Raw genomic sequence first — 24,978 nt, forward strand, 5'->3', positions numbered from 1 at the left:
ACGTCCGTCAGCCCTTGTTGGAGCCCAGGGTCAGGCCGCTGACGAACTGGCGCTGCAGCGCGAAGTAGACGATCAGGGTGGGGATCGCGGTGAGCAGGGCGCCGGCGGCGACCAGGTTGGGGTCGGTGAAGTACTGGCCGGACAGGTTGTTCAGGGCCGAGGTGATCGGCATGTTCTCACCGGTGGAGATCAGTACCAGGGCCCAGAAGAAGTCGTTGTAGATCCAGATTGACAGCAGGGTCGCCAGGGCCGCCATCGCCGGCTTGCACAGCGGCAGCGTGATCTGCCAGTACAGCCGCCACACCGAGGCGCCGTCGACCAGCGCGGCCTCGGTCAGCTCGTGCGGCAGCGAGCGCATGTAGTTGCTCAGCACGAACGCGCAGAAGCCGGACTGGAACGCCACGTGGATGAGGACGAGGCCGAGCGCGGAGTCGTACAGCTTGCCGCTCGCGGTGATGCCGGGCAGATCCGTCAGCAGGTACATCCGGTACAGCGGCGTGATGACGACCTGCTGCGGGAGCAGGTTGCCCGCCGTGAAGACCAGCAGCAGCGCCAGGTTGACCCGGAAGTCGAACCGGCTGACGTAGAAGGCGACGCACGAGGACAGGAACAGCGTCAGCAGCACGGCCGGCACGGCGATGACCAGCGTGTTGACGAAGTAGTGCGTCATGTCCGACTGCTGGTACGCGTGGGTGAAGTTGTCCAGGCCGAGCTTGTCCGGCCAGGACACGTACCCCTTGGCGCTGGTCTCGCTGTAGGGGCGCAGGGCCGAGAAGACCGCCCACAGCAGGGGCGCGAGCCACGCCAGGGCCGTGACCGCGAGGAAGACGTGCAGCAGGACCCGGGCCGGGCGCACGGGGGCGCGCCGCCTGAGTGCGGCGGTGGGGGCGCTCACGATCGCCGCTCCTTCCGGAAGGTGGCCACCAGATACGGGACGATCACCGCGAGGGAGATCACCAGGAGGACCACCGCGATGGCGGAGCCGTAACCGATGCGGCTGGACTCGCCGATGATGTTGTTGGTCACCAGGATGGACAGCAGCTCGGTGCCCTGCGCGCCCTTGTTGAAGACGAAGACCAGGTCGAAGGCGCGCAGTGCCTCGATGATGGTGACGACGAGGACGACCGTGTTGGTCGGGCGCAGGGTCGGGAAGACCACGTGCCGGAACGAATGCCACTCATTGGCCCCGTCCAGCGCGGACGCCTCCCGCAGGGACGGGTCGACGCTCTTCAGGCCGGCCAGGTAAAGGATCATCATGTAGCCGGCGTGCCGCCAGGACGCGGCGACGAGCACCGCCCACAGGTTGAGATCGGGGTCCCCGATCCAGTCGATGTAGTGGCCGGGCTCGTTGGCCCCGACGATGCTGTTGATCAGGCCGGTGTCCGGGTTGTAGACGAGCTGCCAGACGAACCCGATGCAGGCCATCGAGATGACGACCGGCAGGAAGAACGCGGTCTGGTAGACCCGGCTGAACCGGATCCGCTTGTCCAGCTGCACGGCGAGGAACAGCCCGAACGGCGTCGGGACGAGGATCAGGGCCGCGAACCAGATGACGTTGTGCTGGAGGGCGGGCCAGAACTGCGGGTTGTCGTTGAAGAGTTGCTTGAAGTTCTCCAGCCCCACCCACTGGATGGAGTCGAACCCGATGCCGTCCCAGGTGGTGAAGGCGAGGAGGATCGAGGCGAGGGCGGTGACCCAGACCAGGGCCACGTGCAGGACCGTGGGGACGCCCGCCATGAGGGCGAGCGTGATCCGGTCGCGGCGGGTCAGCAGGCGCCGGTGACCCCGTGCGGCCCGCGTCGTACCGGGCGCGGCGCCCGGAGGCGGCACGGCGGCCGCCTCCGGCGTCTTCGTCGTCGTGTCGGTCGTCATCGGGGCGCTCACGAGGACGCGAAGATGGTCTTCTTCTGGCGCTCGATCGACGACAGCAGTCCGTCCACGCCCTTGGGGTTCTGGATGAACTTCTGCAGCGCGGGCTGCATCACCGTGGAGGTGAAGTCCGGCCGGCTGTCGCGGTCCATGAACTGGGTGAGACTCTTGGCGCCGCTGATCATCGTGTACGCCTTCTTCTGCAGCGCGGTGTACGAGGAGGTGTCCGCCTTGCTGGAGGCGGCCACCACGCTGGAGTCGGCCTTGAGGTAGACCGCCTCGGCCTCCGGGGTGCCGAGATACTCCAGCAGCTTCACCACGCCCGCGTGGTTCTTGGGGGCCTTGCTGACCATGAAGCCGTCGGTGGGCGCCTCGACGGTGTCCTGGCCGTAGGCGGGGTTCATCTCCGGGAAGGCGAAGAAGTCGAGGTCGTCGAGGTCGGCCTGGTCCGTGAACTGCTGCCCCACGAAGGAGCCGAGGAGGTACATGCCCGCCTTCTTGGCCACCAGGGTCTGCGCGGCGTCCTGCCAGGTGCGGCCCATGGCGCCGTCCTGGTGGTAGGGGAGCAGCTCGCTCCAGTGGTCGAAGACCGACTTCACCTTCGCGTCGGTCCAGGAGGCCTTGCCGGCCATCAGCTCGACATGGAAGTCGTAGCCGTTGAGCCGGAAGTTGATCTGGTCGAAGGTGCCCATCGCCGGCCAGGCGTCCTTGTCGCCGAAGGCGATCGGGACCAGGCCGTCCTTCTTCATCCGCTTGCACAGGGCGATCAACTGGTCCCAGGTGGTGGGGACTTCGTAGCCGTGCTGCTGGAAGACGCTTCTGCGGTAGAAGAGCGCCCACGGGTACGTGTACAGCGGCACGAAGTAGTACTTCCCGTCCTCGCCCTTGCTGAGCTTCTTCATGGCCTCGGGGAAGTTGCCCTCGATCTTCGCCCACACGTCGTCGATCGGCGTCGCCAGCTTCTTCGCCGCGAAGAACTGCATGCGGTAGCCGGCGAACCAGTTGAACACGTCGTCCGGGGTGCCCTGGAGGTAGGAGTTGATCTGCTCCTGGAAGGTGTTGTGGTCCTTGGTGTTCACGTCGACCGTGATGCCCGACCGCTTCTTGAACGTCGCATAGATCTCCGCGAACGCCTTCTTCGGCACGGCGTCGGAGGCGTTGGAGCCGAGGGTGACGGTCTTCGGGTCGGCGGCGGAACCGCTGCCGCCGCACGCGGACAGCAGGGGTATGCCCGCACCGGCGAGGAGCGCGGCACCGCCCGCTCCGCGGAGCAGCGACCGACGGCTGGGCCCGGGGAGGGAAAGACCGGAGGGGGAGAGGCGCATGGCGGCTCCTGAGGATTGCGGGGTCCGGCCAAGGGGATGAGCCGATCACCGAAAGGTCCTCGAAACCGATCAGAAACCAACTCGACCGAACAGCGTGGGCGTAATAACAGCCCCACGTGCGCCGAGCGTCAATAGGTCCCGCTCACGTCGGCCGGTCTCTTGCCCGAAACGTAATCGCCGTGGCACGGCTTTTTGAAATGATGTCTTGACAAAGGATTGACAGCGGGCTCGGCGGCGGGTTGGATCGCGTGCCAACGCAACAGCGTCCTTACCCCGTAGCACAGTGAGGTGCACGAACAATGGACCGCTCTGCTCACTTCCGCTCCCGCCGGCCGGCCCTCGTCGCGGCCGTGGCCGCCGCGACAGCCCTCACCCTCGCCGGCTGTTCCAGCGGGTCCGGCGGGAAGAAGGCCGAGGAGGGCGATTCGAACGCCTCCGCGGGCAAGGCGAACACCCCCCGTATGACCGTCGCCCTGGTCACCCACCAGTCGGCGGGCGACACCTTCTGGGACATCGTCCGCAAGGGCGCCGAGGCGGCCGCCGCCAAGGACAACATCAAGCTGGTCTACTCCAACGACCCCAACGCCGGGCAGCAGGCCGGGCTCGTCCAGAACGCCGTCGACCAGAAGGTCGACGGCATCGCCGTCACCCTGGCGAAGCCGGACGCGATGAAGGACGTCGTCGGCAAGGCCAAGGCGGCCGGCATACCCGTCGTGGGCCTGAACTCGGGCCTCAGCGACTGGAAGAGGCTCGGCCTGCTGCAGTTCTTCGGACAGGACGAGACGGTCGCCGGCGAGGCGTTCGGCAAGAAGCTGAACGAGGTCGGGGCCAAGAAGGCCGTGTGCGTGATCCAGGAGCAGGGCAACATCGGCCTCACCCAGCGCTGCGACGGCGTCAAGAAGACCTTCACCGGCACGACCCAGACGCTGTACGTGAACGGCGCCGACATGCCGTCCGTGAAGTCGACGATCACGGCCAAGCTGAAGCAGGACAAGGCGATCGACTACGTGGTCACGCTGGGCGCCCCCTTCGCGCTGACCGCCGTGCAGTCGGTGGACGACGCGGGCAGCAAGGCCCGGATCGCCACCTTCGACCTGAACAAGGCCCTGACCGGCGCCGTCAAGAAGGGCACCATCCAGTTCGCCGTGGACCAGCAGCCCTATCTCCAGGGCTACTTGGCGATCGACTCCCTGTGGCTGTACAAGAACAACGGCAACTACAGCGGCGGTGGCGAGCAGCCGGTGCTGACCGGACCCGCCTTCGTCGACAGGTCCAACGTCGACAAGGTCGCCGAGTTCGCCGCCAAGGGCACCCGCTGATGAGCGTGACCCGGCCCGCCGGGCCGGCGGCGGGCACACCGCCGGCACCCGGCCCCGGGACCGCCGACGGCCGCACCGCACGGCGTCCGCTACCGCTGCGGCTGCTGGCCCGCCCGGAGGTGGGCGTCTTCCTCGGCGCCCTGGCCGTACTGGTCTTCTTCCTGATCGCGGCGCCCTCGGTCCGCCAGGGCAGCTCGATGGCCACGGTCCTCTACCAGTCCTCGACGATCGGCATGATGGCGCTCCCGGTGGCCCTGCTGATGATCGGCGGCGAGTTCGACCTGTCCTCGGGCGTCGCCGTGATCACCTCCGCGCTCACCGCGAGCATGCTCAGCTACCAGCTCACGATGAACGTGTGGACCGGAATCGTCGTCGCCCTCGCGCTGTCCCTGGGCATCGGGGCCTTCAACGGCTGGATGGTGATCAGAACGGGGCTGCCGAGCTTCCTGGTCACCCTCGGCACCTTCCTGATCCTCCAGGGCGTCAACCTCGCCGTCACCAAACTGGTCACCGACAACGTCGCCACCGACGACATCAGCGACATGGACGGCTTCGGCCAGGCCAAGCGGATCTTCGCCTCCTCCGTCGGCGTCGGCGGCGTCCAGGTGAAGATCACGGTCTTCTACTGGCTCGCCTTCGCCGCCCTCGCCACCTGGATGCTGCTGCGCACCAAGTACGGCAACTGGGTCTTCGCCGTCGGCGGCAGCCAGGAGAGCGCCCGCGCCGTCGGCGTCCCGGTCACCTTCACCAAGATCACCCTGTTCATGCTGGTCGGCCTCGGCGCCTGGTTCACCGGCATGCACAACCTGTTCTCCTTCAACACCGTGCAGTCCGGCGAGGGCGTCGGCCAGGAGCTGATCTACATCTCCGCCGCGGTCATCGGCGGCTGTCTGCTCACCGGCGGCCACGGTTCGGCGATCGGCCCCGTCTTCGGCGCCTTCATGTTCGGCATGGTGAACCAGGGCATCGTCTTCGCCGGCTGGAACCCCGACTGGTTCAAGGCCTTCCTCGGCGCGATGCTGCTCGGCGCCGTGCTGATCAATCTGTGGGTCCGGCGCACGGCAACCCGGAGGTGACCCTCGATGACCACGAACGGAACCGGAACCCACGGCACGGCCCGGAAGGGCACCGCGACCGCCGCGGACGGCCCGGTCGTCGAACTGCGCGGCGCGGGAAAGTCCTACGGCAACGTCCGCGCCCTGCACGGCGTCGACCTCGAGGTGCGCGCGGGCCGGGTGACCTGCGTCCTCGGTGACAACGGTGCCGGAAAGTCCACCCTCATCAAGATCATCTCCGGGTTGCACCGGCACACCGAGGGCGAGTTCCTGGTGGACGGCCGGCCGGTGCGCTTCGGCACCCCGCGCGAAGCCCTCCACCTCGGCATCGCCGCCGTCTACCAGGACCTCGCCACCGTCCCCCTCATGCCGGTGTGGCGGAACTTCTTCCTCGGCTCCGAGCTGACCCGGGGGCCCTGGCCGGTCCGGCGTCTGGACATCGCCCGCATGAAGGCGACCTGCGACCGGGAACTGCGCAACATGGGCATCGTCCTGGACGACCTGGAGCAGCCCATCGGCACCCTGTCCGGCGGCCAGCGCCAGTGCGTGGCCATCGCCCGGGCCGTCCACTTCGGCGCCCGCGTGCTGATCCTGGACGAGCCCACGGCGGCCCTCGGCGTCAAACAGTCGGGTGTGGTCCTGAAGTACATCGCCGCCGCCCGCGACCGAGGCCTCGGCGTCATCTTCATCACGCACAACCCGCACCACGCCTACATGGTCGGCGACCACTTCAGCGTGCTGCGCCTCGGCACCCTCGAACTCAGCGCCGGACGCGCCGGGATCACCCTCGAAGAGCTGACCGACCACATGGCGGGCGGTGCCGAACTCGCCGCGCTCAAGCACGAACTGGCCCAGGTGCGCGGCGTGGACGTCGACGGGCTGCCGGAGGCGGAGGACCTCACCGCTCCGACGGCCGGCTCCCCGGAGGAGACCGGCTGACGGCACCGGCACACGGAACCGGAGGACGGTCCCGTACGTTCCCACGGGTGTACGGGTCCGTACGAGCGCAGGGGGAGACCGAGTTGACGAACGACGCGCACGAAACGAACACGTCGATCGAGGCGTATGAAGTGAACGAGGGCGACGAGCGGCGGACGGTCGAACGGGAGCCGGCGCCCGACACGGGCTTGACCGCGCGCCGCGCCCGGTTCGGCACGCTCCCGGAGCGGGTCCGGCCCGAGGACACGGTGGAGACACGGCCCGCCCTGCCGAGGGACCCGGCTCGCGACGCCTACGACCCCGACGAATGGCTGGTCCGCTACTGCCTCTGAGCCGCGGGCGGATCGCCGGCGAGCGCTAGCGGGCACGGCGTCGTCAGCCGGCCCGCACCTCCGCGACCGTCACCGGGCGATGCTCGCGCAGGGACAGGGTGCACGCCTCGGCGATCCAGCCCGCCTCCAGGGCGTCCTCGACCGTGCAGGGGGAGGGGCGGGCCCCGGCCACCACCTCGGTGAACGCGGCGAGTTCGGCGCGGTAGGCGGCGGCGAAGCGGTCCATGAAGAAGTCGTGCGGGACGCCGGACGGGAAGGTCGCTCCGGGCTCGGCCGAGCGCAGCGGCAGCTTGTCCTCCAGGCCGACGGCGAGGGAGTCCTCGAAGCCGAGCAGCTCCATACGGACGTCGTAACCCCGAGCGTTGTGACGGGAGTTGGAGATCACCGCCAGCGTGCCGTCGTCCAGGGTGAGGATGGCGGCGGCGGTGTCCGCGTCGCCCGCCTCCCTGATGTGACCGGCACCCCGGTTGCCGCCGGCCGCGTACACCTCGGTGACCTCGCGGCCGGTGACCCAGCGGATGACGTCGAAGTCGTGGACGGAGCAGTCCCGGAAGATGCCACCGGAGGCGGCGATGTACGCGGCGGGCGGCGGCGCGGGGTCCAGGGTCGTGCAGCGGACCGAGTGCAGCTTGCCCAGCTCACCGCCGCGCACCGCGGCCCGTGCGGCCGTGAAACCCGCGTCGAACCGGCGGTTGAAGCCGATCTGCACCGGCACCTGGCCACCCCGGACGGCCTTGAGCACCTCCAGGCCCTCCGCCATGGTGCGGGCGACCGGCTTCTCGCAGAAGACCGGGACGCCGGCCTCCACCCCGGCCCGGATCAGCGCCGGATGGGCGTCCGTCGCCGCCGCGACGACCAGACCGTCCACCCCGGCCGCGAGCAGCGCCTGCGGCGAGTCCGCGATCCGGGCGCCGAACCGCTCGGCGGCGGCCTTCGCCGCGTCGGCGAACGGGTCGGCGACGACGAGCGATTCGACGGCGTCCAGCCCCGCGAGGGTCTCGGCGTGGAAGGCGCCGATGCGGCCGAGGCCGAGGATTCCGATGCGCATGAGGGGGCAGCTCCTTGGGTGCGGTGGTGCGAGGGGGACGTGCCGGTCGGGGCCGCCCCGGTGCGTTCCGGGTCCTGTCTCAGCCGATCACCGGCCCGGGTGGCAGGTCCACCCACGTCCGGCTCACCGCGGACCGCACCATGGCGTCCAGCACCGCGGCAGCGCGCGCCGCGTCCGTCAGCGTGGTGCCGTACGGCCGGCCCTCGGCGATGGAGCGCAGGAAGCGGTACGCCTCGATGACCTTCAGGTCGTCGTAGCCCATCGCGTTGGCGGCCCCCGGCTGGAACGCGGCGAACTCGCCCGCGTCCGGGCCGACGTACACCGTGCTCACCGGCTGGTCCTGGTACGTCGTGCCGCGGCTCACCGCCAACTCGTTCATCCTGCGGAAGTCCCAGAGGACCGCGCCCCGCGTGCCGTGCACCTCGAAGCCGTAGTTGTTCTGCTCGCCGACCGAGACCCGGCAGGCCTCCAGCACCCCGCGGGCGCCGGAGGTGAACCGCAGCAGACAGCCGACGTAGTCCTCGTTCTCGACCGGCCCGTGCTCACCGCCGAGGGCCCGCGCGTGTCCGGCGGTGGCGCCCGCCGGACGCGCCCGCTTGGGCACGAACACGGCCGTGTCGGCGATGAGGGAGGTGATGTCGCCGAGCAGGAAGCGGGCCAGGTCCGCGCCGTGCGAGGCCAGGTCGCCGAGCACCCCGCTGCCGCCGCGGGCACGTTCGTAGCGCCAGGTCAGGGCCCCGTCGGGATGGGCCGCGTAGTCACTGAACAGTCGGATGCGGGCATGGGTGACCGTGCCGATCTCCCCGCCGGCGATCAGGTCGCGGGCCGCCTCCACGGCGGGCGCGTTGCGGTAGTTGAAGCCGACCGTTCCCTGGACGCCGGCCTCCGCGACCGCGTCGGCGACGGCACGGGCGTCCGCACCGGTCAGCCCCACCGGTTTCTCGATCCACAGATGCTTGCCGGCCTTGGCCATCGCCACCCCGATCTCCCGGTGCAGGAAGTTCGGCACGGTGACGCTCACGGCCCGCACCCGCGGGTCGGCGGCCACCTCGCGCCAGTCGCGGGTGGCGCGGGCGAACCCGAACCGCTCGGCGGCCTCCTCGGCCCGGCCCGGCACCTCCTCGGCGACCGTCGACAGCTCGGGGCGCAGCGGCAGTTGCGGATAGTGGTGCCCGACACGTGCGTACGCCCGGGCGTGCACCCGGCCCATCCAGCCGAAACCGACGACGGCGACACCGAGCGCATCCACCATGACAGCACCTCTGCTCATGCCCGGACCGGTTCAACCCCTGTCCAGGTCACCTTTGTGCGGACATGGCGAGCGTGTCAATCCGGACGCGGCCGGCCGGCCCCCCGGCACGGCGTCCCTCACAGATTGATCGCGTAGGCCTTGCGCAGCGTCTCATGCACCGTCCACGTCGTACGGTCGCCCGTGCGCAGCACGGCCAGGTCGCCGGGTCCCACCCGCAGCGTGGCGCCGCCCTCGACCTCGATCGTCGCGGACCCGCTGATCACCACGAACAACTCGTCCGCCTCGGTGTCGGTGACCACGCCCGGCGTGATCTGCCAGACCCCGCGGATCTGTCGGCCGTCCGCCGACTCCCACACCACCTTGCCCGTCACCTCCGGGTTCCCGGAGACGATCTGCTCCGGGTCGAGCGGCTCGGGTTCGAGTTCGGCGTCGGGGATGTGGAGAGCGAAGCTGTGCGTCATGCGGCGACCCTAACCAGCGGGGCCACCGCGCGACCGTCGACAGTGTGTGCGGCATTGGGCCCGGCGGACGGACACTTCGTCGCGCCGTCCGCGGCCGCCACCGCCCCGTGAGCGCTGACGGCGGTGAGGGCGCCCGCCCGGGTGCGGTAGGGTTGACCTGCGTGATCACGCGGCAGGGCCGCGTGGGAGGCAACGGGACGTGGCGCAGCTTGGTAGCGCACTTGACTGGGGGTCAAGGGGTCGCAGGTTCAAATCCTGTCGTCCCGACTTGTGAGCACGCAGGCCAGGGGCCGTGTCGGAGGGATCCGATACGGCCCCTTGGTCATTTCCAGGAGCTCCCGGCCCTGGATGACCCGAACGCCGGACTTCCGCGCGTGTTTCGAAGCGCAGTTCGTAGCGGCCCGTGGACAGCTTCGCGCCGTCCACGTCGTGGAAGGCGGCCGGGCCACCCACCGGTGGCGGAGGCCGCCGGTGATCGCCGGACGCCCGTACGGCAGGGCCCGTTCCGAGGCCCGCCGGGTTCAGTCCCCGGCCGCCGCCCACAGGCCGCGGACATGGCTGAGGTGCCGGGTCATGACCTCGCGCACGGCCTGCTCGTCCCGCTCCAGCAGCGCGTCCAGGAGTTCGAGGTGTTCCTCGGCGGAGGCGAGCAGCCGGCCCGCCTCGACCAGGGACGTCAGACCGTAGAGCCGGGAGCGGCCGCGCAGGCCGGCGACCACCTCCACCAGGTGGGCGTTGCCCGCCAGAGCGAGCAGGCCGAGGTGGAAACGGTTGTCCGCCTCCACGTAGGCGATCAGATCCCCGGCCGCGGCCGCGGCGACGATCTCCCGGGCCGCCGGTCGCAGCGCCTCCAGGGAGACCCGGTCGGCCGTACGGGCCAGGTCCACCACGGTGGGCGTCTCGATCAGGGCGCGGACGTGCGTGTACTCGTCGAGCTGCCGCTCGGAGACCGCGGTGACCCGGAAGCCCTTGTTCGGCACCGTGTCGACCAGGCCCTCCTTGGCCAGGTCCAGCATGGCCTCGCGCACCGGCGTCGCCGACACCCCGAAGCGGGCCGCCAGTGAAGGTGCCGAGTAGACCTGCCCCGGCCGCAGTTCGCCCGCGATCAGCGCGGCCCGCAGCGCGTCGGCGACCCGCTCGCGGTAGCTGCTCCGCCGGCCGCCCAGGCGGGGGAGCGCGGGTGCGTCCGCGTCCTGCGGTCCCGGTGCCATGTCACGCATCATCGAAGTCTAGAGGACGAACCCCTCCGGGAAGGGATCGGAAGGATCGAGCAGGTACTGGGCGGTGCCGGTGATCCAGGCCCGGCCGGTGAAGCTCGGCAGCACGGCGGGGAGTTGACCGACCCGGGTGGTCCCGAGCAGCCGGCCCGTGAAACGGGTGCCGATGAAGGACTCGTTCACGAACTCGGTGTGCAACGGCAGTTCGCCCCGAGCGTGCAGCTGCGCCATGCGCGCGCTCGTCCCCGTCCCGCAGGGGGAGCGGTCGAACCAGCCCGGGTTGATGACCATCGCGTGCCGCGAGCGGCGGGCGGTGGCGTCCGGCGCGTGCAGATGGACGTGGTGGCAGCCGCGGATCGACGGGTCCTCGGGGTGCACCGGCTCGGACTCCGCGTTGATCGCCCGCATCAGCGCGAGGCCGGCCGCCAGGATGTCGTCCTTGCGGGCGCGGTCGAAGGGCAGGCCGAAGGCGTCGAGCGGGAGGATGGCGTAGAAGTTGCCGCCGTAGGCGAGGTCGTAGGTGACGGTGCGGCCGTCGGGGAGCGTGGCCTCGCGGTCCAGGGCCGCCGCGAAGGAGGGCACGTTCCGGAGGGTCACGTCGCGCGCGGCTCCGTCCTCCACCGCCACCTCGGCGACCACGACCCCCGCCGGGGTGTCGAGGCGGATGGTGGTCACCGGCTCCACCACCTCCACCATGCCGGTCTCGACCAGCACGGTCGCCACCCCGATCGTGCCGTGCCCGCACATCGGCAGATAGCCGGAGACCTCGATGTAGATGACGCCCCAGTCGCAGTCGGGCCGGGTCGGCGGCTGCAGGATCGCGCCGCTCATCGCGGAGTGGCCGCGCGGCTCGTTCATCAGCAGCCGCTTGATGTGATCGCGGTGTTCCCGGAAGTACAGCCGCCGCTCGTTCATCGTCGCACCGGGCACGGCGCCGATCCCGCCGGTGATCACGCGGGTCGGCATGCCCTCGGTGTGCGAGTCGACGGCGTGCAGGACGAGCTTGCTGCGCATGCTCCGGCCTCTCTGTCGTGACGTCGGTCTGAACGGGCTTCGCGCCGCGGCGCGTGCGTCAGGCGAGGCCGGTGGCCACGGCCTTCTCGGTGGCGGCGCGGACGGCCGCCTCCTGCTCGGGCGGCAGCGCGGCGCGCGGCGGGCGCACCGGTCCGCCGTACCGGCCGACCACGTCCATGGAGAGTTTGATCGCCTGCACGAACTCGACCCGTGAGTCCCAGCGCAGCAGCGGGTGCAACTGCCGGTACAGGGGGAGCGCGGTGGCGAGGTCGCCGGCCGTCGCGGCACGGTACAGCTCGGCCGACGCCCGGGGGAGCGCGTTGGGATAGCCGGCCACCCAGCCCTTGGCGCCGGCCACGGCGAGCTCCAGCAGGACGTCGTCGGCGCCGATCAGCAGATCGAGATCCGGCGCGAGTTCGGCGATCCGGTAGGCGCGGCGGACGTCACCGGAGAACTCCTTGACGCCGTGGATGTGGCCCTCGCCGTGCAGCCGGGCGAGGAGTTCGGGCACGAGGTCGACCATGGTGTCGACCGGGTTGTTGTACGCCACCACGGGCAGGCCCGCCCGTGCGACCTCGGCGTAGTGCGCCAGCACGGACCGCTCGTCGGCGCGGTAGGCGTTGGGCGGCAGCAGCATCACGGCCGCACAGCCGGCCTCGGCCGCCTGCTCCGCCCACCGCCGGGCCTCGCCCGAGCCGTACGCCGCGACGCCCGGCATGACCCGCGCGCCGCCGATCGCGGCGACGGCCGTCTTGACGACCTCGGCCCGCTCCTCGGGGGTGAGCACCTGGTACTCGCCGAGGGAGCCGTTCGGCACGACGCCGTCGCAGCCGTTCTCCACCAGCCAGGCGCAGTGTTGGGCGTACCGGTCGTAATCCACCGAGAGGTCCGCGCGGAGCGGGAGCGCGGTGGCCACGAGGATGCCGCGCCAGGGGCGGCTCTGCTGGAGGGTCATGAGTGGTCCCCAATCCAATAGGGTGTGACATTTTACTGAGGCTTGCGGGGGTGGGGCGGGTTCTTGGTCTGTGCCACATACCGGGTGCGGGTGCCGGTCGCCGAAGGGGTGGTGGGAGTGGTGGCGGGTGGCGGCCGGTCAGTCCGGTGGTGGCTCCAGGGGTTCGGCCAGCACGCCGAGCGGCACCGGCCGGGCGAACGGCCGGCGTCCCGGGGTGAACGGGCACCCGGTCAGTCCGGCCACCGCGGGGCCGCATATCCGGCCCTGGCACCAGCCCATTCCGGCACGGGTGAGCAGCTTCACGGTGCGCGCGTCCCCGGCTCCGAGGGTGCCGGCCGCCTCGCGGACCTGCCCGGCGGTGACCTCCTCGCAGCGGCACACCGTCGTGTCGTCCCGCATCCGCCCGGCCCAGTCCACGGGCGGCGTGTACACCGCGTCCAGCGCGGCGGAGAACGCCCGCAGCCGGGTACGGGCCCGGGCGGCCGCGGCCCATGCGCGCGGGTCCGGGGCGGCGTCGTGCAGGCGGGCGGCGATCGAACGGCCGGCGATGTGCCCCTCGGCGAGCGCCAGGTCCGCGCCACCGATGCCGGTGGCCTCCCCGGCCGCCCAGACGCCGGGCACGTCGGTCCGCTGCTCGGTGTCGACGCGGACGTCGGTCCCCGACAGGGTGCAGCCGAGCGCCTCGGCGAGGTCGGTGTGGGGCAGCATCCCGTGTCCCACCGCGAGGGCGTCGCACGGAACACGGCGGGCGGTGCCTGGCGCGAGCCGCCCGTCCTCGTCCAGCGCGGCGACGGTGACCGCCTCGAGCCGGTCCGCGCCGTGCGCCTCGACCACGCTGTGCCGGGCCAGGGGCCGCACCCCGTGCCGCAGCAACCGGGCCGCGTACCGGGCGCCTTCGGCGAGCTTCCCGGGGTGCCCGGCCAGCACCGGAGCCTTCCGCAGCAGTGCCCTCGGACCGGCGGACTCCACCAGCGCGGCCACCCGGGCGCCCGCCTCCGCGAGCCCCGCGGCCACGGGGAGCAGCAACGGGCCGGTGCCGGCGACGACGACCATGCGGCCGGGCAGCACCAGTTGGCCCTTGAGCATGGCCTGCGCGCCGCCCGCGGTGACGACTCCGGGGAGCGTCCAGCCGGGGAAGGGCAGCACCCGCTCGTAACCGCCGGTGGCGAGCAGCACCGCGTCGGCACGTACGGTGACCCCCTCCTCCCGCGCCACGCCGCGCAGGGCGTGCACCGCGAACCCTCCGGAGCCGGGAAGCCGCTCCACGCACCAGACGTGATGATCGGTCAGGTGAGTGATGTTGCCCGTGGCGCGCTGCCGGTCCAGCGCGTCCAGCAGCCGCTCCCAGGTGCGTGCCCGGGAGCGCGGTGCGGGCGGGCGGCCCGCGGCCAGGTCGGCGGCGGGGCGCCGGTGGATCTGGCCGCCCGCCTGCTCGGCCGCGTCGATCAGGGTCACGCGTACCCCGCGCGCGGCGGCGGCCAGAGCACCGGCCAGTCCCGCCGGACCCGCCCCGACGACGACGAGATGCGCTCGCTCAGCCATCCTCGTGTCCCGTCCCCTCCTGTGTGCGGATCACATCGCCCGGCTCCACCCGGACCAGGCAAGCCCGTTCATTGGGACGCCCGTTGACGGTCACCAGGCAGTCGAAGCACACCCCGATCCCGCAGAAGACCCCGCGCGGCCGGCCCCCGACACGCGTGCCGCGCCAGGAGGTCACGCCCGCCGCCCACAGCACGGCCGCGACCGTCTGTCCCGGCAGGGCCTCCACGGGCCGGCCGTCGAAGGTGACGGTGAACGCGGCGGCCGGGCGCGCCCCCGCCGGCTGCGAAGCGGTCACGGCGTCTCGCCTCCACTCGTCGTCGGGGGAGTCCCGGGTGTCCCGAACCGGTCCGGGCGGAACGGGCCGAGATCCAGCTCCGTCGCCTTCCCGGCCAGTGACTGCGCGATCAGCTGCCCGGTCCCGGTGGCGAGTCCGATGCCCGCGCCCTCGTGTCCGCAGGCGTGCAGCAGACCGGGCACGCGCGGGTCGGGGCCGATCGCCGGCAGGTGGTCGGGCAGGTAGGGCCGGAAGCCCGCGTACGTCCGCAGCGCGCGCACCCGTTCCAGGAAGGGGAACAGGCCGATCGCGCCGGCCGCGAGCGCACGCACGGCCGGCAGGGACAACGTGCGGTCGAAGCCCACCCGTTCACGGGTCGCCCCGATCAGGACCGGCCCCGCGGCGGTGCCCTCGACGACGGGCGAGGCCCGGAGCGCGGCCGAATCGCTCGCCACGTCGGCCACGTAGTCGGCGGCGTACACCTTGTGCCGGACCATCCGCGGAAGCGGCTCGGTGACCAGTACGAAGCCGCGCCGGGGGAGTACCGGGAGGTGAACGCCCGCCAGGGCGGCGAGTTCGCCGCCCCAGGTGCCGGCCGCGTTCACCACGGCGGGGGCGTGGATGTCGCCCTGGGTGGTACGGACCCCGCGTACCGCGCCGTCCCGTCCGCGCAGCACGCCGGTCACGGTCCGGCCCGCGTGCAGCCGTGCTCCCGAGGCGCGGATCAGGTGGGCGGCGGCGAGGGCGGGCATGACCTGGGCGTCCTGGGGACAGAGCACCCCGCCCGCGAGGCCGGGAGCCAAGTGGGGTTCCAGTTCGCCCAGTTCCCGGGCGTCGACCCGATCGGCGTCGACTCCGGCGGCCCGTTGACGTTCGGCGAGGCCGTGCAGTGCGGCGAGTTCACCGGGCGTCTTGGCGACGACGAGGCCGCCCTTGGGCTCGTACTCGATCGCCGGACCGAACTCGTCCGCGAGCCGCGCCCACAATCCGGCGGAGTAGAGGGCCAGTTCGAGTTCGGGACCGGGGTCCTTGTCGGAGACCAGCAGGTTGCCCTCGCCGGCGCCGGTGGTGCCGCCGGCGACCGGGCCACGGTCCACCACGCTCACGTCGAGACCCGCCCGCGCGGCGTACAACGCGCAGGCCGCACCCACCGCACCGGCCCCGACGACCACGACATCACAGGTCAGTCGCATCGCCACGCCAGTAATATGTCACATGACGCACCGTCGGGACAGGCCCCGGCGCGGACGCGCACCGGTCGCGGGACGTCAGTCCAGCGTGGTCGGGGTCGGGGAAGGGGTCTTGCCGGCGAGCACCTGCTGCAACCGCTGGGTGCCCTGCTGGACCGCCGTCTCCGTGCTGTCGTGATCGACGCCGGACGGGCCGCCGTTGGTGACCAGGATCCCCGAGGAGCCGACCCGGACGGCGGCCACGTCCAGCTTGAGGGTGACGGGTTCTCCGTTCGAGGTGCCCTGCACCGTCAGGGTGAGGCCCTGCCTGCCGTCCCCCACGGCGGGCAGCGAACTGCTCACGACCTGCACCGTCCGCTTGCCGCCGTCCGAGCCGGTCACGGTGAACTGGTCGCAGGTGTCCGCGAGGCTCTTCATCCAGTCCAGGGACTTCTCCAGCGATCCCTTGCCGTAGTCGCCCACCTGGTACAGCAGCCGGGCGTCGCCCTGGGTGAAGCCGGTGAGCGCCGACGCTCCCACCGGCCGGCCCAGCAGGGTGTCCGAGTACAGGCTGTCGAGCAGCTTCTGGCAGTCCTGGGAGCCGGTCTTGCCGTTCAGGAACGAGGCGACGTCGACCTTGCCGGCCAGGAGCTTGTCACGCCAGCTCGACGCGTTGTTCACCTGCGTCCAGGCGTCCTCGATGTCGGCCTCGGTGATCAGGGCGGCCTTCGCCCCGTTCGTGGTCAGCGCCCGTGAGGCCGACGCGGACGGGGAGGACGGCGAGGGGGAGGACGGGGACAGGGAGGACAGTGACGGGGAGGACGGGGACTGCTTGGCCGCCGGGGAGGCGGGCGCGGCCTGCGGGGGTCCGGTGCCGCCCGCGCAGGCGGCGGTCACCAGCAAGGTCCCCGTCGCCAGCGCCGAGGCGAGAACACGTGCGGGGCGGGACGGACGGTGCATCGCGGCGGCCTCCTCAGAGCGCGGTACGTCCCTCCACATCAGCACCGTCCCGGCCGGGCGACGAGCGTAGTGCGGCGTTCGAGTGACCCCACGCACCGGTCCGCCGTGTGGACGTCCCCTTGACGTCGTGCCACGCCCGATCGACACTCCAGGGAAAGGGAATCCCAGCGAACGGGTAGGGAATCATGGCGCGCCTCGAGACGGTGGCCGGCCGAGCGGGCCGTACGCCGCCCCGCGCACCCCTGCTCACCTCCCGCCTGCACATCGACCTGCTGCGTGTCTGCAGCGCGATCGGTCCGCGCAACTGACAGCGGACGGCTGAGAGCCGAAACGGCCGACGGCTCGGCCGACGACCCGCCTCCCCGCTTCACGCCGGGCCGCTCCGCCCGTGTCCTCGTCGCACCACGCCGCATTCGCCGCGCCCGCCTCGGCGCGCCCGCATCAGGGGAGACGCATGTCCATCGCTCCGTTCGCCGCCGCTCCGTCGTTCCGCCGCCCCGCACCCGTCTTCCGTGGCCGGATCGGCCGGGACGCGCGCAGCGGCCACTACGCCGTGCCGCACCGCTACCGGCTCCATCTGTCGACCGCGTCTCCCGAGGGACTGCGGCTCGCCGTCGGCCACCGCCTGCTCGGGCTCGACGGCAGTTGTCCGGTGGACTTCCTGCCCGCCGTACCGGACCAGCCCGACGGCGGCCACTCGGCGTTGCGTCCGCTGTACGAGGCGAGCGCGCACCACTACACCGGGCCCGCCCTCGCACCGGTGCTCAGCGACGACTGGTCCGGACGCATCGTCAGCACGCACGCCCCGGAAATCCTCCGTGACCTGGACCGCTTCCGCCCGAACGGCCGTGCCTCGCTGTATCCGAGCGGCGCCGAGAGCGAGATCGAGGCCGTGGAGCGGCTCTGCGCCGAGGGCATCCAGCGGACGGCGCGGCGCGCCGGGCGGGCCGACGCCGATCCGGCCGACCGGGCCGCCGCGCTGGAACACCTGCTGGACACACTGGGCCGGCTGGAGCGGTACCTGGCGGGGGAGGAGTTCCTCGTCGCCGGCCGGCTGACCGCCGCTGATCTCGAACTGTGCGTGGCAATGGTCCAGTTGGGCACCGTGCACAGCCGCCGCCTGGGCGCCTCGGCCGTGCACCGCGTCGCCGGCCACCCGGCGCTGTGGGGTCACGTCCGGCGGCTGGCCGCCCACCCGGCCTTCGCCGCGCACCTCGACGACATCGTTTTCTTCGCGGACCGGGCCGTACCGCTGTTTCGACAGCGGGACTTCCGGGCTGGAAGCGGGCACGAGGCCCCTCGCCGGTGACACGACGGCGAGGCCGGAGGACGTCTCCCTCCCCCGAAGGTGACGTCCCCCGACCGCTCCCCCTGTGCCCGACTGTGGCCTGGACCGCCAGAGTGCCGTACCCGGCCGGCCGGGCGCCTGAGTCGGGGGGTACTCAAGTCGCCCTGTATCAGAACTGAGCAGGCGCGCTCCTGTTCAAGTGACGACTCACGAACAGGACGCGAAGACCCTGGCGCCGCCCTGGCCGTTCACCGGCCGGGAGGACGAACTGGACCTGGTCCGCCGGGCGCCGGCCGCCGGACGGCCCGGCATCGTGGTGACCGGCCCGGCCGGCCGGGGCAAGACCCGGCTGGTCACGGAGGCGGTCCGGGGCCTGGACCACGCCCGGGTGACCGGAACCCCCGAGACCCGGGGCCTGCGCTTCGCGGCCTTCGCGCACCTGCTGCCCGACACCGTCTCGCTGCACCGCGCGGTGCGGCTCCTGTCCGGAGTGCGCCTCCTCGTCGTCGACGACGCCCATCTGCTCGACGAGGCCTCCGCCGCGCTCGTCCACCAGCTCGCCGCGCACGGAGGCACCCGGCTGGCGGTGACCGCAACCGACGGCGTGCCCGCGCCCGCCGCCGTCTCCAGACTGTGGACGGGGGAGCTGCTGCCGCGCCTGCCGCTGCCGCCGCTGCCCCGCGAGGACACCGACCGGCTCCTCGCCACGGCCGGACTCGAACCGCTCACCACGGGCCGGCTGCACCGGCTGTGCCAGGGCGATCTGCGGCTGCTGCGCGACCTGCTGGGCGCGCTGCACCGCTCCGGCGCCCTGCGCGCGGGCCCGGGCGGCGACGGATGGGCGTGGCGCGGACCGGTCCCGGTCACCGCGACCGTCCGTGAGCGCCTGGCCGACGTCCTCGGCCGGACCGACGCCGACGAGCGCGAGACGCTGCACCGGCTCGCCTTCGCCGAGCCCTTGCCGCTCGCCCTGGAGAGCCTCGACCCGGACGTCCTGGAACGCCTGGAACAGGAAGGGCTGCTCGACGTCGACGACCACGGCTCGGTCACCCTCACCCACCCCCTGCACGGCCCGGCCCTGCGCGCCACCGCGGGCCCCCTGCGGGCCCGCCGGCTGGCCCGCACCCCGGACCGGTGCGGGCCTGCCCTCTCAGCCGAACGGGCCACGCTGGAAGGCCGGTTGGAACGACACGACGTACGGGCCGTACCGACACCGGTCGGCGACTGGCTGCTGTCCGAGGGGCTGCCGGTCCCGGGCGGCTACGCCGCAGTGCGAGCCCGGTACGCCCGGCTGCGCGGAGAGCTGCGCGAGGCGGCCGCCTGGGCGCGTGAGGGCCTGCGCGCGGCCCCGGAGGACACCGGCTGCCGTTCCGAACTCGATCTGGCGGCATGTCAGTTCGGCGACATCACGGGAGCGGGGGTGTGGGCCGCGGCGGCACGGGGTGACCTCGGGGGCGCCCTGGACCGGATCGCCGGGGACCAGGTGCCGGCGCTCTACGACGCCGTGCGGCTGGGGGCGCCGGAGCGGGTCGCGGGGCGGCTGCCGGGCGACGGTGTGTTCGCCCGGCACGCCGACGCGCTCGCCCGCGGCGACGGCCCCGCCCTGGACCGGGCCGCCGAGGCACTGGCGGAGCGCGGTTTCCTGCTGTTCGCGGCCGAGGCGCACGCGCAGGCCGTACCGGCCCACCGCGACCCCCGCGCCGCCCGCCTCTCCCGCACCAGGGCGCTCACGCTGGCCCGCCGCTGCCAGGGTGCCCGCACCCCGGCGCTCTCCGGACTCGTCCTCGGCGAACTCACCTCGCGGCAACGGCAGATCGTCTCCCTCGCCGCGTCCGGCCTCAGCAACCGGCAGATCGCCGAACGGCTGACGCTCTCCGTCCGGACCGTCGGCAACCACCTGTACGGCGCCTACGCCCGCCTCGGCGCGAGCGACCGGGGCGCACTGCCGTGGTTCACGGACCTGCCGACGGCGGAACCCGCGTGACCGGGGGCCCGCGCGGCATGCGGGCCCCGCCTCACGTCATCGCGGACGTAGCCAAGCCGGCGTGACGATCCGCCTCACGCCGCCCCGAACGCCGCGAACGCCCACCCCGTCGACTGGTGGACCGCGTCGCCCGGCTGGGCGGCGCGGGCGTCGCGGAGGGCCTCGGCCAGGGAGAGGCCCGCGTCCAGGCCCTTGTGCAGGGCGAGCATCAGCGGCACCACGGCCGCGTCGTTGACCGGCGCGCTGCTCGCCACCACCCCGGCCGTGCCCAGCGGCAGCAAGGCGGTGACCAGACCGAGCAGTTCGTCCGCGCCGACCGAGGCGAGCCGGGCGGTGTCGCAGCTGGAGAGGATGATCCGGTAGGGGCTGCGGGCCAGCCGCTCGAAGTCGTGCACGATCAGCGGGCCGTCGGCCATCCGCAGCGCGGAGAACAGCGGGCTGTCCGCGCGGAACGTGCCGTGGGAGGCGAGATGCGCGAGGGCCGCGCCGTCCAGGTGCTCCAGCACCCGGGGCACCTGCGCCGCCGGCCCCTCCAGCACCGTCGCCGCGCCGTACCGGCCGGCCAGCTCGGGCACCTCCGCGCCGCCCGTGGCCAGGCCCGGGCCGCGGACCAGCACATGCCGGCCGCCGCGCGGCGGCGCGGTCTCCCGGGCCCGCAGCCAACTGCCCGCCGACGGCGACACACTGAGCACCCGCTCCCGCAGCGCGGGCAGCAGCGCCCACGGCACCCGGTGCAGCGCGCCCGGCGGCACGATCACCACCGGACCGGATCCGAGACGCGCCGCGGCACCGCCGAGCAGCAGCTCCTCCATGCGCCGGCCCGCCGCCTCCACCAGCGGCAGCCGCGCCTCGCCACCCGGATGCGCGAGCCGGCGCAGTCCGGCCTGCACATGCTCCGCTTCGGCCACCGCCTCCGCCAGCACCCCGCCCGTGTATCGCCGGACCCGGCCCTGACCGCAGAGCAGGATGTGCACCCGGCCGTCCACCACGGCGAGTTCGACCAGGCGCGCGTCCCCGAGACGGTCCAGCAGCCGGGCGGCGTCGAAGCGGTCGCCGTCGCCGGGCGAGTCGCCGTGCGTGTGGTGGGTACGGGAGCGGATCTCCCGTTCCAGCCGCCGCTGTTCGCGCTCCAGAGCGGGTACCGGGCGGCCCTCCATCCGTGCCTCCTCCGCGCGGGCCGCTATCTCCCGGTAGGCGGTGATGCTGCCGAGCAGCGCCGTGTCGGCGGGCGGCCGGGCGGGCGGCGCGGCCAGCACGGTCGCCCGCCAGCGCTCGCTCCACTCCAGCAGCCGCCGCGGGCCGCCGTGCGCCAGACTCACCTCCTGGGCCAGCGCGGCCAGTTCCGCCCCCTGCGCGGTGGCGCGGGCCCGCAGCTCGGAGGCGCCGAGCGTCATCCGGTGGTCGTCGAGCACGGCCAGACCCCGCCGGCAGGCCCGCAGCACACCGCGTCCGGAACCGGCCGCCCGGGCGCGCAGCGCCTGCGCCACCCAGCCCGTCACCCTGGCCGGCGGCGGACCGGAGTACCGGCTGCGCGCGGCGGCCGCCAGATGCCGCTCCGCGTCCGCCGTCCGGCCCAGCGCCAGCGCGATCCGTCCGGCGAGCAGGGAGGCCTCCGGCGCGGCCGGCGAGCCGAAGGAGGCCAGCCGCCCGGCGACCCGCGCCGCGTCCGCGACCAGCCGGCCCGACCCGGGCCCCGCGGCCGCCCGCGCCTCGGTCAGTACCAGCCGGGCGTGCGTCTCCCACCAGGTCCGCCGCTGCCTGGCGAACAGCCGTACGGCGTGGGCGGCACGGTCGGTCGCGATGTCCGCCTTCCCGGCCGAGCGGGCGGCGCGCGCGGCGGCCAGCAGCAGCTCCGCCTTACGGGTGGACTGCCCGCCGATCCGGTCCAGCAGGGCGATCGCGGTGTCCGCCTCGGCGAGCGCCTCGGGGGCGAGCCCGGCGGCCATCAGCACCTCGCAGCGCCGCACGGACAGCATGAAGGTGGGCGTGCCGAGTTTGGCGTACCGCTCCTCCGCCTCGTCCAGCAGCCGCAGCGCGGCCGGGATGTCCCCGGAGCGGAACGCGGCGAGGCCCCGGCTCTCCACCGCGTCCGCCTTGTCGTGCTCCTGGCCGGTGGTGTCCCACAGCCGCTCCGCCGCCGTGAAGTCCGCGACCGCCCGGTCCACCGCGCCCAGCGCCAGATGCACCGTGGCCCGCAGGGTCAGCGCCCGCGCGGTCCAGATCCCGTCACCGGCCTGCCGCAGGGCCGGAAGCGCCCTCCGCACGTCCTCCAGCGCCTCCCGGTGATGCCCCAGCACCCACCACACATAGGCCCGCCGGTACCGCACCCGTGCCCTGGTGTGTCCGCTGCCCCGCGCGACCCCCTGCTCGAACGACGCAAGCCCCTGCCGGGTGCGCCCCGCGTGCACCAGTGCGACCCCCAGGGTGGCGAGCACGTCCGCCTCCCGCTCCGCCGACTCGGCGCGCGCGGCGAGATCACGGGCCCGGCGCAGATGCCTGAGGGCGATCCTGAGATCGCCGAAGTCCCGCTGCCAGATGCCGAGCACCTGGTGCGCGACACTGGCGTGCAGCGGCGGCGGGCCGGTGTGCAGCACGTGTTCGGCGCGCGCCCGGGCCTCGCCCGGGTCGGCGAACACCAGGGGCAGCAGTTCGAGGACCGACTCCGTTCCCGCTGTCACGCCTCGCATGGTAGTGGCCTGCGCAAACCCGCCCCACGGGTTCGCCGTGGTCACTTGCCGCCGTACCCGCCGCACCCGTAGGCCGTACCAAGCTGTATCAATCGTCGGTCGGGCGACTCTGACTGTCGGAGACCGCCTCAGGGGGAGGACACACCATGGCACCTCAGCGCTTCCACGAGCAGTTCGACCACATCCAGCGCGCGATGCCCGGCACCGCGCTGGCCATGGGGCCGGACGACGCCGCGGAGTTCCTCTACGAGAAGGGCGTCGTCCTCGCCCGCGACGGGGAGGAGGCCCGGCTGGTCGAGGACACCGTGCGCGGCCACTTCACCGCCACCCGGGGGCTGGTTCCGGACCACGTGCGCCGGGCCGGCCCGGAGACCAACCGCACCGGGATCACCCGGATCCGGGTCGGCGACCCCACCCTCGGCGAGGACGTCGTCCCGCACGCCCTGGGCGCGCTGCGCGCGGCCGAGGGCCGCCAGGGCCGCCGTCTGGTCAGCCGCAACCACGTCGTGCACATCGCGGTCAACGCCTGCCCCGGTGACGAGCCGGTCCCCGCGCCGCGCAGCGAGCCGCCCAACCCGGCCCCGGTGGACGCCCCCTACGACCCGGACACCGCCGTCGGCGTCCTCGTCGTCGACACCGGGCTGGTGCACGACCACGGCTCCTACCCGCTGCTCGCGCACACCACCGGCGATCCGCAGACCGGCGAGACCGGCCCCGACGGTGTGCTGCGGCAGTACGTCGGGCACGGCACGTTCATCGCCGGGATCGTCGCCGCCGTCGCCCCCAACACCGACGTCACCGTGCGCGGCACGCTCGCCGACGCTGGCGCCGTCCTGGAGTCGGAGTTCGGCGCCAGACTCTTCGACGCCGTCGACCAGGGCGGCTGGCCCGACATCATCAGCCTCTCGGCCGGCACGTCCAACGGCCGCACCGACGGCCTGCTCGGCCTCGACGCTTTCATGCGGGAACTGCGCGAGCAGGGAACCCTGCTGGTCGCCGCCGCCGGCAACAACGCCGGCGACAACCCGTTCTGGCCGGCCGCCTACGCCACCCTGCCCGGGTACGAGGACTGCGTGCTGTCGGTCGGCGCGCTGCGCGGGGACGGCGAGTCCGGCGCCTGCTTCAGCAACCACGGCCCCTGGGTGCGGGTCTACGCCCCCGGCGAGCGCCTCACCAGCGCCCTCACCGGATTCCGCACGCCCGTGCCGTACGTCTACCAGCACTCCACCTACGACGCCTGCCGGTACGGCTCCGGGTACGTCTGCACCTGCCAGTACCCGCGGCACACGGGCGTGCTGAGCGAGGCGCGGGAGAGCACGGCCGGCAAACCCGACCAGGTGATGTTCGACGGCCTCGCGCAGTGGAGCGGCACGTCCTTCGCCACCCCGGTCGTCGCCGGGCTCGTCGCCGCCCACATGACGGCGCACAAGGAGCGCGACCCGCGCGCGGCCCGGGCCCAACTGCTCGGCTCGGTCACCGAGTCCGCCGAGGTGCGCGGGGCGCACGTGCCGGTGCTCCGGCCGTCCACCTGGCGCCCGACCCCCGTCGCGATCCCGGTCCGGCCGGTATGAGGTCCGGAACGCTCCCTTCCACGGCGTACGATGACGTGCCGTACACGAGGGGTGGAGCCGTGGACCGAACAGAGGTCGGCGCGCTGGTCCGGTCCGCGGTCGACGGCGACGCGGCGGCCTGGAAGGCGCTGGTGGAGGGACTGAGTCCGCTGGTGTGGTCGGTGGTGCGCGCACACCGGCTCTCCGACGCCGACGCGCACGAGGTCTACCAGACCGTGTGGTTCCGCTTCGCCCAGCACCTCCACCGCCTCCGGGAACCCGACAAGGCGGGCTCCTGGCTGGCCAGTACGGCCCGGAACGAGTGCCTGAAGGTGCTCAAGGGGCTGACCCGGCTGACGCTGACGGACGATCCGCAGGTGCTGGACCGGGCCAGCGAGGAACGGACCCCGGAGCAGTCGCTGATCGACTCCGAGGAGGAGGCCGCGCAGGCCGAGCGGATCCGCCGGCTCTGGCAGGAGTTCGAGGCGCTCGGCGAGCGGTGCCGGCAGTTGCTGCGGGTGCTGATGGCCTCGCCACCGCCGAGTTATCTGGAGGTCTCGGCCGCGCTCGGCATCGCGGTCGGCAGCATCGGCCCGCTGCGCCAGCGCTGTCTGCGCCGGCTGCGGGCCCGGATGGACGCACGGGAGGCTGCCTAATGCTGTTGTCAAGCAACGAGACGCAGGGGTGGCTGGGCCTGGAAGGGCTGGCGGTCACGGAGCATGGCGTAGAGGACGTTGA

At 72.9% G+C, this 24,978-nt stretch carries 23 protein-coding genes and 1 tRNA gene; 10 read left to right on the forward strand and 14 right to left on the reverse strand.

Annotated elements, in window-relative coordinates:
- Positions 1-7 precede the first annotated feature (7 nt).
- Genes AB0924_RS23520 through AB0924_RS23530 form a run of 3 tightly spaced genes read right to left on the reverse strand, consistent with a single transcriptional unit; the run spans position 8 to position 3,194 of the window.
- Positions 8-895 carry a carbohydrate ABC transporter permease gene (locus AB0924_RS23520; RefSeq protein WP_366912421.1) on the reverse strand — a complete coding sequence of 296 codons (888 nt, stop codon included), beginning with the start codon at positions 893-895 and terminating at the stop codon, positions 8-10.
- A complete protein-coding gene (locus tag AB0924_RS23525) occupies positions 892-1,872 on the reverse strand; it encodes a sugar ABC transporter permease (RefSeq protein WP_366912422.1) in 981 nt (326 codons plus the stop codon). Before AB0924_RS23525 ends, AB0924_RS23520 begins: the two co-directional genes overlap by 4 nt.
- An 8-nt stretch (positions 1,873-1,880) precedes the next feature.
- Positions 1,881-3,194 carry an ABC transporter substrate-binding protein gene (locus AB0924_RS23530; protein ID WP_366912423.1) on the reverse strand — a complete coding sequence of 438 codons (1,314 nt, stop codon included), beginning with the start codon at positions 3,192-3,194 and terminating at the stop codon, positions 1,881-1,883.
- 299 nt (positions 3,195-3,493) lie between these two features.
- On the opposite strand from AB0924_RS23530, the gene AB0924_RS23535 reads away from it, so the two are divergent.
- From AB0924_RS23535 to AB0924_RS23550, 4 genes are all read left to right on the forward strand, one after another.
- The gene (locus tag AB0924_RS23535) at positions 3,494-4,513 is read left to right on the forward strand and encodes a sugar ABC transporter substrate-binding protein (RefSeq protein WP_366912424.1); all 1,020 of its coding nucleotides are present in this window, start codon (positions 3,494-3,496) and stop codon (positions 4,511-4,513) included.
- On the forward strand, positions 4,513-5,589 hold the full coding sequence (locus AB0924_RS23540) for an ABC transporter permease (RefSeq protein ID WP_366912425.1): 1,077 nt from the start codon (positions 4,513-4,515) through the stop codon (positions 5,587-5,589). The genes AB0924_RS23535 and AB0924_RS23540 overlap by 1 nt, the downstream gene beginning before the upstream one ends.
- A gap of 6 nt (positions 5,590-5,595) precedes the next feature.
- Positions 5,596-6,507 (forward strand): ATP-binding cassette domain-containing protein, encoded by a 912-nt coding sequence (locus tag AB0924_RS23545; RefSeq protein WP_366912426.1) that lies wholly within the window; start codon positions 5,596-5,598, stop codon positions 6,505-6,507.
- Between the two features lie 83 nt (positions 6,508-6,590).
- On the forward strand, positions 6,591-6,839 hold the full coding sequence (locus AB0924_RS23550; RefSeq protein ID WP_358932588.1) for a hypothetical protein: 249 nt from the start codon (positions 6,591-6,593) through the stop codon (positions 6,837-6,839).
- Positions 6,840-6,882: 43 nt separating this feature from the next.
- Here the strand turns inward: AB0924_RS23550 and AB0924_RS23555 are convergent, their stop codons facing one another.
- The 3 genes from AB0924_RS23555 to AB0924_RS23565 form a co-directional block, all read right to left on the reverse strand.
- The gene (locus tag AB0924_RS23555) at positions 6,883-7,887 is read right to left on the reverse strand and encodes a Gfo/Idh/MocA family oxidoreductase (RefSeq protein WP_358932542.1); all 1,005 of its coding nucleotides are present in this window, start codon (positions 7,885-7,887) and stop codon (positions 6,883-6,885) included.
- 79 nt (positions 7,888-7,966) lie between these two features.
- Positions 7,967-9,139, reverse strand: a complete 1,173-nt coding sequence (locus AB0924_RS23560; protein WP_366912427.1) for a Gfo/Idh/MocA family oxidoreductase — start codon at positions 9,137-9,139, stop codon at positions 7,967-7,969.
- A 116-nt stretch (positions 9,140-9,255) separates the two neighbouring features.
- Positions 9,256-9,600: a cupin domain-containing protein gene (locus tag AB0924_RS23565; protein WP_366912428.1), complete on the reverse strand. Its 345-nt coding sequence runs from the start codon at positions 9,598-9,600 to the stop codon at positions 9,256-9,258.
- A 193-nt stretch (positions 9,601-9,793) separates the two neighbouring features.
- On the opposite strand from AB0924_RS23565, the gene AB0924_RS23570 reads away from it, so the two are divergent.
- Positions 9,794-9,867, forward strand: a tRNA-Pro gene (locus AB0924_RS23570).
- A 254-nt stretch (positions 9,868-10,121) separates the two neighbouring features.
- On the opposite strand, the gene AB0924_RS23575 is transcribed toward AB0924_RS23570, so the two are convergent.
- The 7 genes from AB0924_RS23575 to AB0924_RS23605 all read right to left on the reverse strand — a co-directional run bounded on the left by AB0924_RS23575 (position 10,122) and on the right by AB0924_RS23605 (position 16,731).
- Positions 10,122-10,811 carry a GntR family transcriptional regulator gene (locus tag AB0924_RS23575; RefSeq protein WP_366912429.1) on the reverse strand — a complete coding sequence of 230 codons (690 nt, stop codon included), beginning with the start codon at positions 10,809-10,811 and terminating at the stop codon, positions 10,122-10,124.
- Between the two features lie 18 nt (positions 10,812-10,829).
- The gene (locus AB0924_RS23580) at positions 10,830-11,831 is read right to left on the reverse strand and encodes a proline racemase family protein (RefSeq protein ID WP_358932550.1); all 1,002 of its coding nucleotides are present in this window, start codon (positions 11,829-11,831) and stop codon (positions 10,830-10,832) included.
- Positions 11,832-11,889: 58 nt separating this feature from the next.
- Positions 11,890-12,786: a dihydrodipicolinate synthase family protein gene (locus AB0924_RS23585; RefSeq protein ID WP_366912430.1), complete on the reverse strand. Its 897-nt coding sequence runs from the start codon at positions 12,784-12,786 to the stop codon at positions 11,890-11,892.
- Between the two features lie 138 nt (positions 12,787-12,924).
- Entirely contained in the window at positions 12,925-14,328 is a 1,404-nt protein-coding gene (locus AB0924_RS23590) for an NAD(P)/FAD-dependent oxidoreductase (protein WP_366912431.1), read from the reverse strand.
- Entirely contained in the window at positions 14,321-14,623 is a 303-nt protein-coding gene (locus AB0924_RS23595) for a (2Fe-2S)-binding protein (protein WP_358932556.1), read from the reverse strand. Before AB0924_RS23595 ends, AB0924_RS23590 begins: the two co-directional genes overlap by 8 nt.
- Positions 14,620-15,801 (reverse strand): FAD-binding oxidoreductase, encoded by a 1,182-nt coding sequence (locus AB0924_RS23600; protein WP_366912432.1) that lies wholly within the window; start codon positions 15,799-15,801, stop codon positions 14,620-14,622. Before AB0924_RS23600 ends, AB0924_RS23595 begins: the two co-directional genes overlap by 4 nt.
- Before the next feature lie 69 nt (positions 15,802-15,870).
- Positions 15,871-16,731 (reverse strand): hypothetical protein, encoded by an 861-nt coding sequence (locus AB0924_RS23605; RefSeq protein ID WP_366912433.1) that lies wholly within the window; start codon positions 16,729-16,731, stop codon positions 15,871-15,873.
- Between the two features lie 185 nt (positions 16,732-16,916).
- Here AB0924_RS23605 and AB0924_RS23610 point away from each other — a divergent pair, with 185 nt between their 5' ends.
- From AB0924_RS23610 to AB0924_RS23620, 3 genes are all read left to right on the forward strand, one after another.
- A complete protein-coding gene (locus AB0924_RS23610; RefSeq protein WP_358932562.1) occupies positions 16,917-17,039 on the forward strand; it encodes a putative leader peptide in 123 nt (40 codons plus the stop codon).
- A gap of 146 nt (positions 17,040-17,185) precedes the next feature.
- Complete coding sequence (locus AB0924_RS23615) at positions 17,186-18,040, forward strand: glutathione S-transferase family protein (protein ID WP_366912434.1); 855 nt, start codon at positions 17,186-17,188, stop codon at positions 18,038-18,040.
- Between the two features lie 178 nt (positions 18,041-18,218).
- Complete coding sequence (locus AB0924_RS23620) at positions 18,219-20,003, forward strand: LuxR C-terminal-related transcriptional regulator (RefSeq protein WP_358932566.1); 1,785 nt, start codon at positions 18,219-18,221, stop codon at positions 20,001-20,003.
- Between the two features lie 74 nt (positions 20,004-20,077).
- Here the strand turns inward: AB0924_RS23620 and AB0924_RS23625 are convergent, their stop codons facing one another.
- Positions 20,078-22,690 carry a CHAT domain-containing protein gene (locus AB0924_RS23625; protein ID WP_366912435.1) on the reverse strand — a complete coding sequence of 871 codons (2,613 nt, stop codon included), beginning with the start codon at positions 22,688-22,690 and terminating at the stop codon, positions 20,078-20,080.
- Positions 22,691-22,836: 146 nt separating this feature from the next.
- Here AB0924_RS23625 and AB0924_RS23630 point away from each other — a divergent pair, with 146 nt between their 5' ends.
- Positions 22,837-24,261 carry a S8/S53 family peptidase gene (locus tag AB0924_RS23630; RefSeq protein ID WP_358932570.1) on the forward strand — a complete coding sequence of 475 codons (1,425 nt, stop codon included), beginning with the start codon at positions 22,837-22,839 and terminating at the stop codon, positions 24,259-24,261.
- A complete protein-coding gene (locus tag AB0924_RS23635; protein ID WP_358932572.1) occupies positions 24,258-24,896 on the forward strand; it encodes a sigma-70 family RNA polymerase sigma factor in 639 nt (212 codons plus the stop codon). Before AB0924_RS23630 ends, AB0924_RS23635 begins: the two co-directional genes overlap by 4 nt.
- Positions 24,897-24,978 lie beyond the last annotated feature (82 nt).

It is taken from the genome of Streptomyces sp. NPDC047869 (assembly GCF_040704065.1).
Classification (GTDB): Bacteria; Actinomycetota; Actinomycetes; order Streptomycetales; family Streptomycetaceae; genus Streptomyces.

Bases quoted from the DNA above. Each gene is read 5' to 3' on its own strand.
- AB0924_RS23525 (WP_366912422.1), bottom strand. From the start codon at position 1,872: ATGACGACCGACACGACGACGAAGACGCCGGAGGCGGCCGCCGTGCCG.
- AB0924_RS23530 (WP_366912423.1), bottom strand. From the start codon at position 3,194: ATGCGCCTCTCCCCCTCCGGTCTTTCCCTCCCCGGGCCCAGCCGTCGG.
- AB0924_RS23535 (WP_366912424.1), top strand. From the start codon at position 3,494: ATGGACCGCTCTGCTCACTTCCGCTCCCGCCGGCCGGCCCTCGTCGCG.
- AB0924_RS23540 (WP_366912425.1), top strand. From the start codon at position 4,513: ATGAGCGTGACCCGGCCCGCCGGGCCGGCGGCGGGCACACCGCCGGCA.
- AB0924_RS23545 (WP_366912426.1), top strand. From the start codon at position 5,596: ATGACCACGAACGGAACCGGAACCCACGGCACGGCCCGGAAGGGCACC.
- AB0924_RS23555 (WP_358932542.1), bottom strand. From the start codon at position 7,887: ATGCGCATCGGAATCCTCGGCCTCGGCCGCATCGGCGCCTTCCACGCC.
- AB0924_RS23560 (WP_366912427.1), bottom strand. From the start codon at position 9,139: ATGGTGGATGCGCTCGGTGTCGCCGTCGTCGGTTTCGGCTGGATGGGC.
- AB0924_RS23565 (WP_366912428.1), bottom strand. From the start codon at position 9,600: ATGACGCACAGCTTCGCTCTCCACATCCCCGACGCCGAACTCGAACCC.
- AB0924_RS23575 (WP_366912429.1), bottom strand. From the start codon at position 10,811: ATGGCACCGGGACCGCAGGACGCGGACGCACCCGCGCTCCCCCGCCTG.
- AB0924_RS23580 (WP_358932550.1), bottom strand. From the start codon at position 11,831: ATGCGCAGCAAGCTCGTCCTGCACGCCGTCGACTCGCACACCGAGGGC.
- AB0924_RS23585 (WP_366912430.1), bottom strand. From the start codon at position 12,786: ATGACCCTCCAGCAGAGCCGCCCCTGGCGCGGCATCCTCGTGGCCACC.
- AB0924_RS23590 (WP_366912431.1), bottom strand. From the start codon at position 14,328: ATGGCTGAGCGAGCGCATCTCGTCGTCGTCGGGGCGGGTCCGGCGGGA.
- AB0924_RS23605 (WP_366912433.1), bottom strand. From the start codon at position 16,731: ATGCACCGTCCGTCCCGCCCCGCACGTGTTCTCGCCTCGGCGCTGGCG.
- AB0924_RS23610 (WP_358932562.1), top strand. From the start codon at position 16,917: ATGGCGCGCCTCGAGACGGTGGCCGGCCGAGCGGGCCGTACGCCGCCC.
- AB0924_RS23615 (WP_366912434.1), top strand. From the start codon at position 17,186: ATGTCCATCGCTCCGTTCGCCGCCGCTCCGTCGTTCCGCCGCCCCGCA.
- AB0924_RS23625 (WP_366912435.1), bottom strand. From the start codon at position 22,690: ATGCGAGGCGTGACAGCGGGAACGGAGTCGGTCCTCGAACTGCTGCCC.
- AB0924_RS23630 (WP_358932570.1), top strand. From the start codon at position 22,837: ATGGCACCTCAGCGCTTCCACGAGCAGTTCGACCACATCCAGCGCGCG.
- AB0924_RS23635 (WP_358932572.1), top strand. From the start codon at position 24,258: ATGAGGTCCGGAACGCTCCCTTCCACGGCGTACGATGACGTGCCGTAC.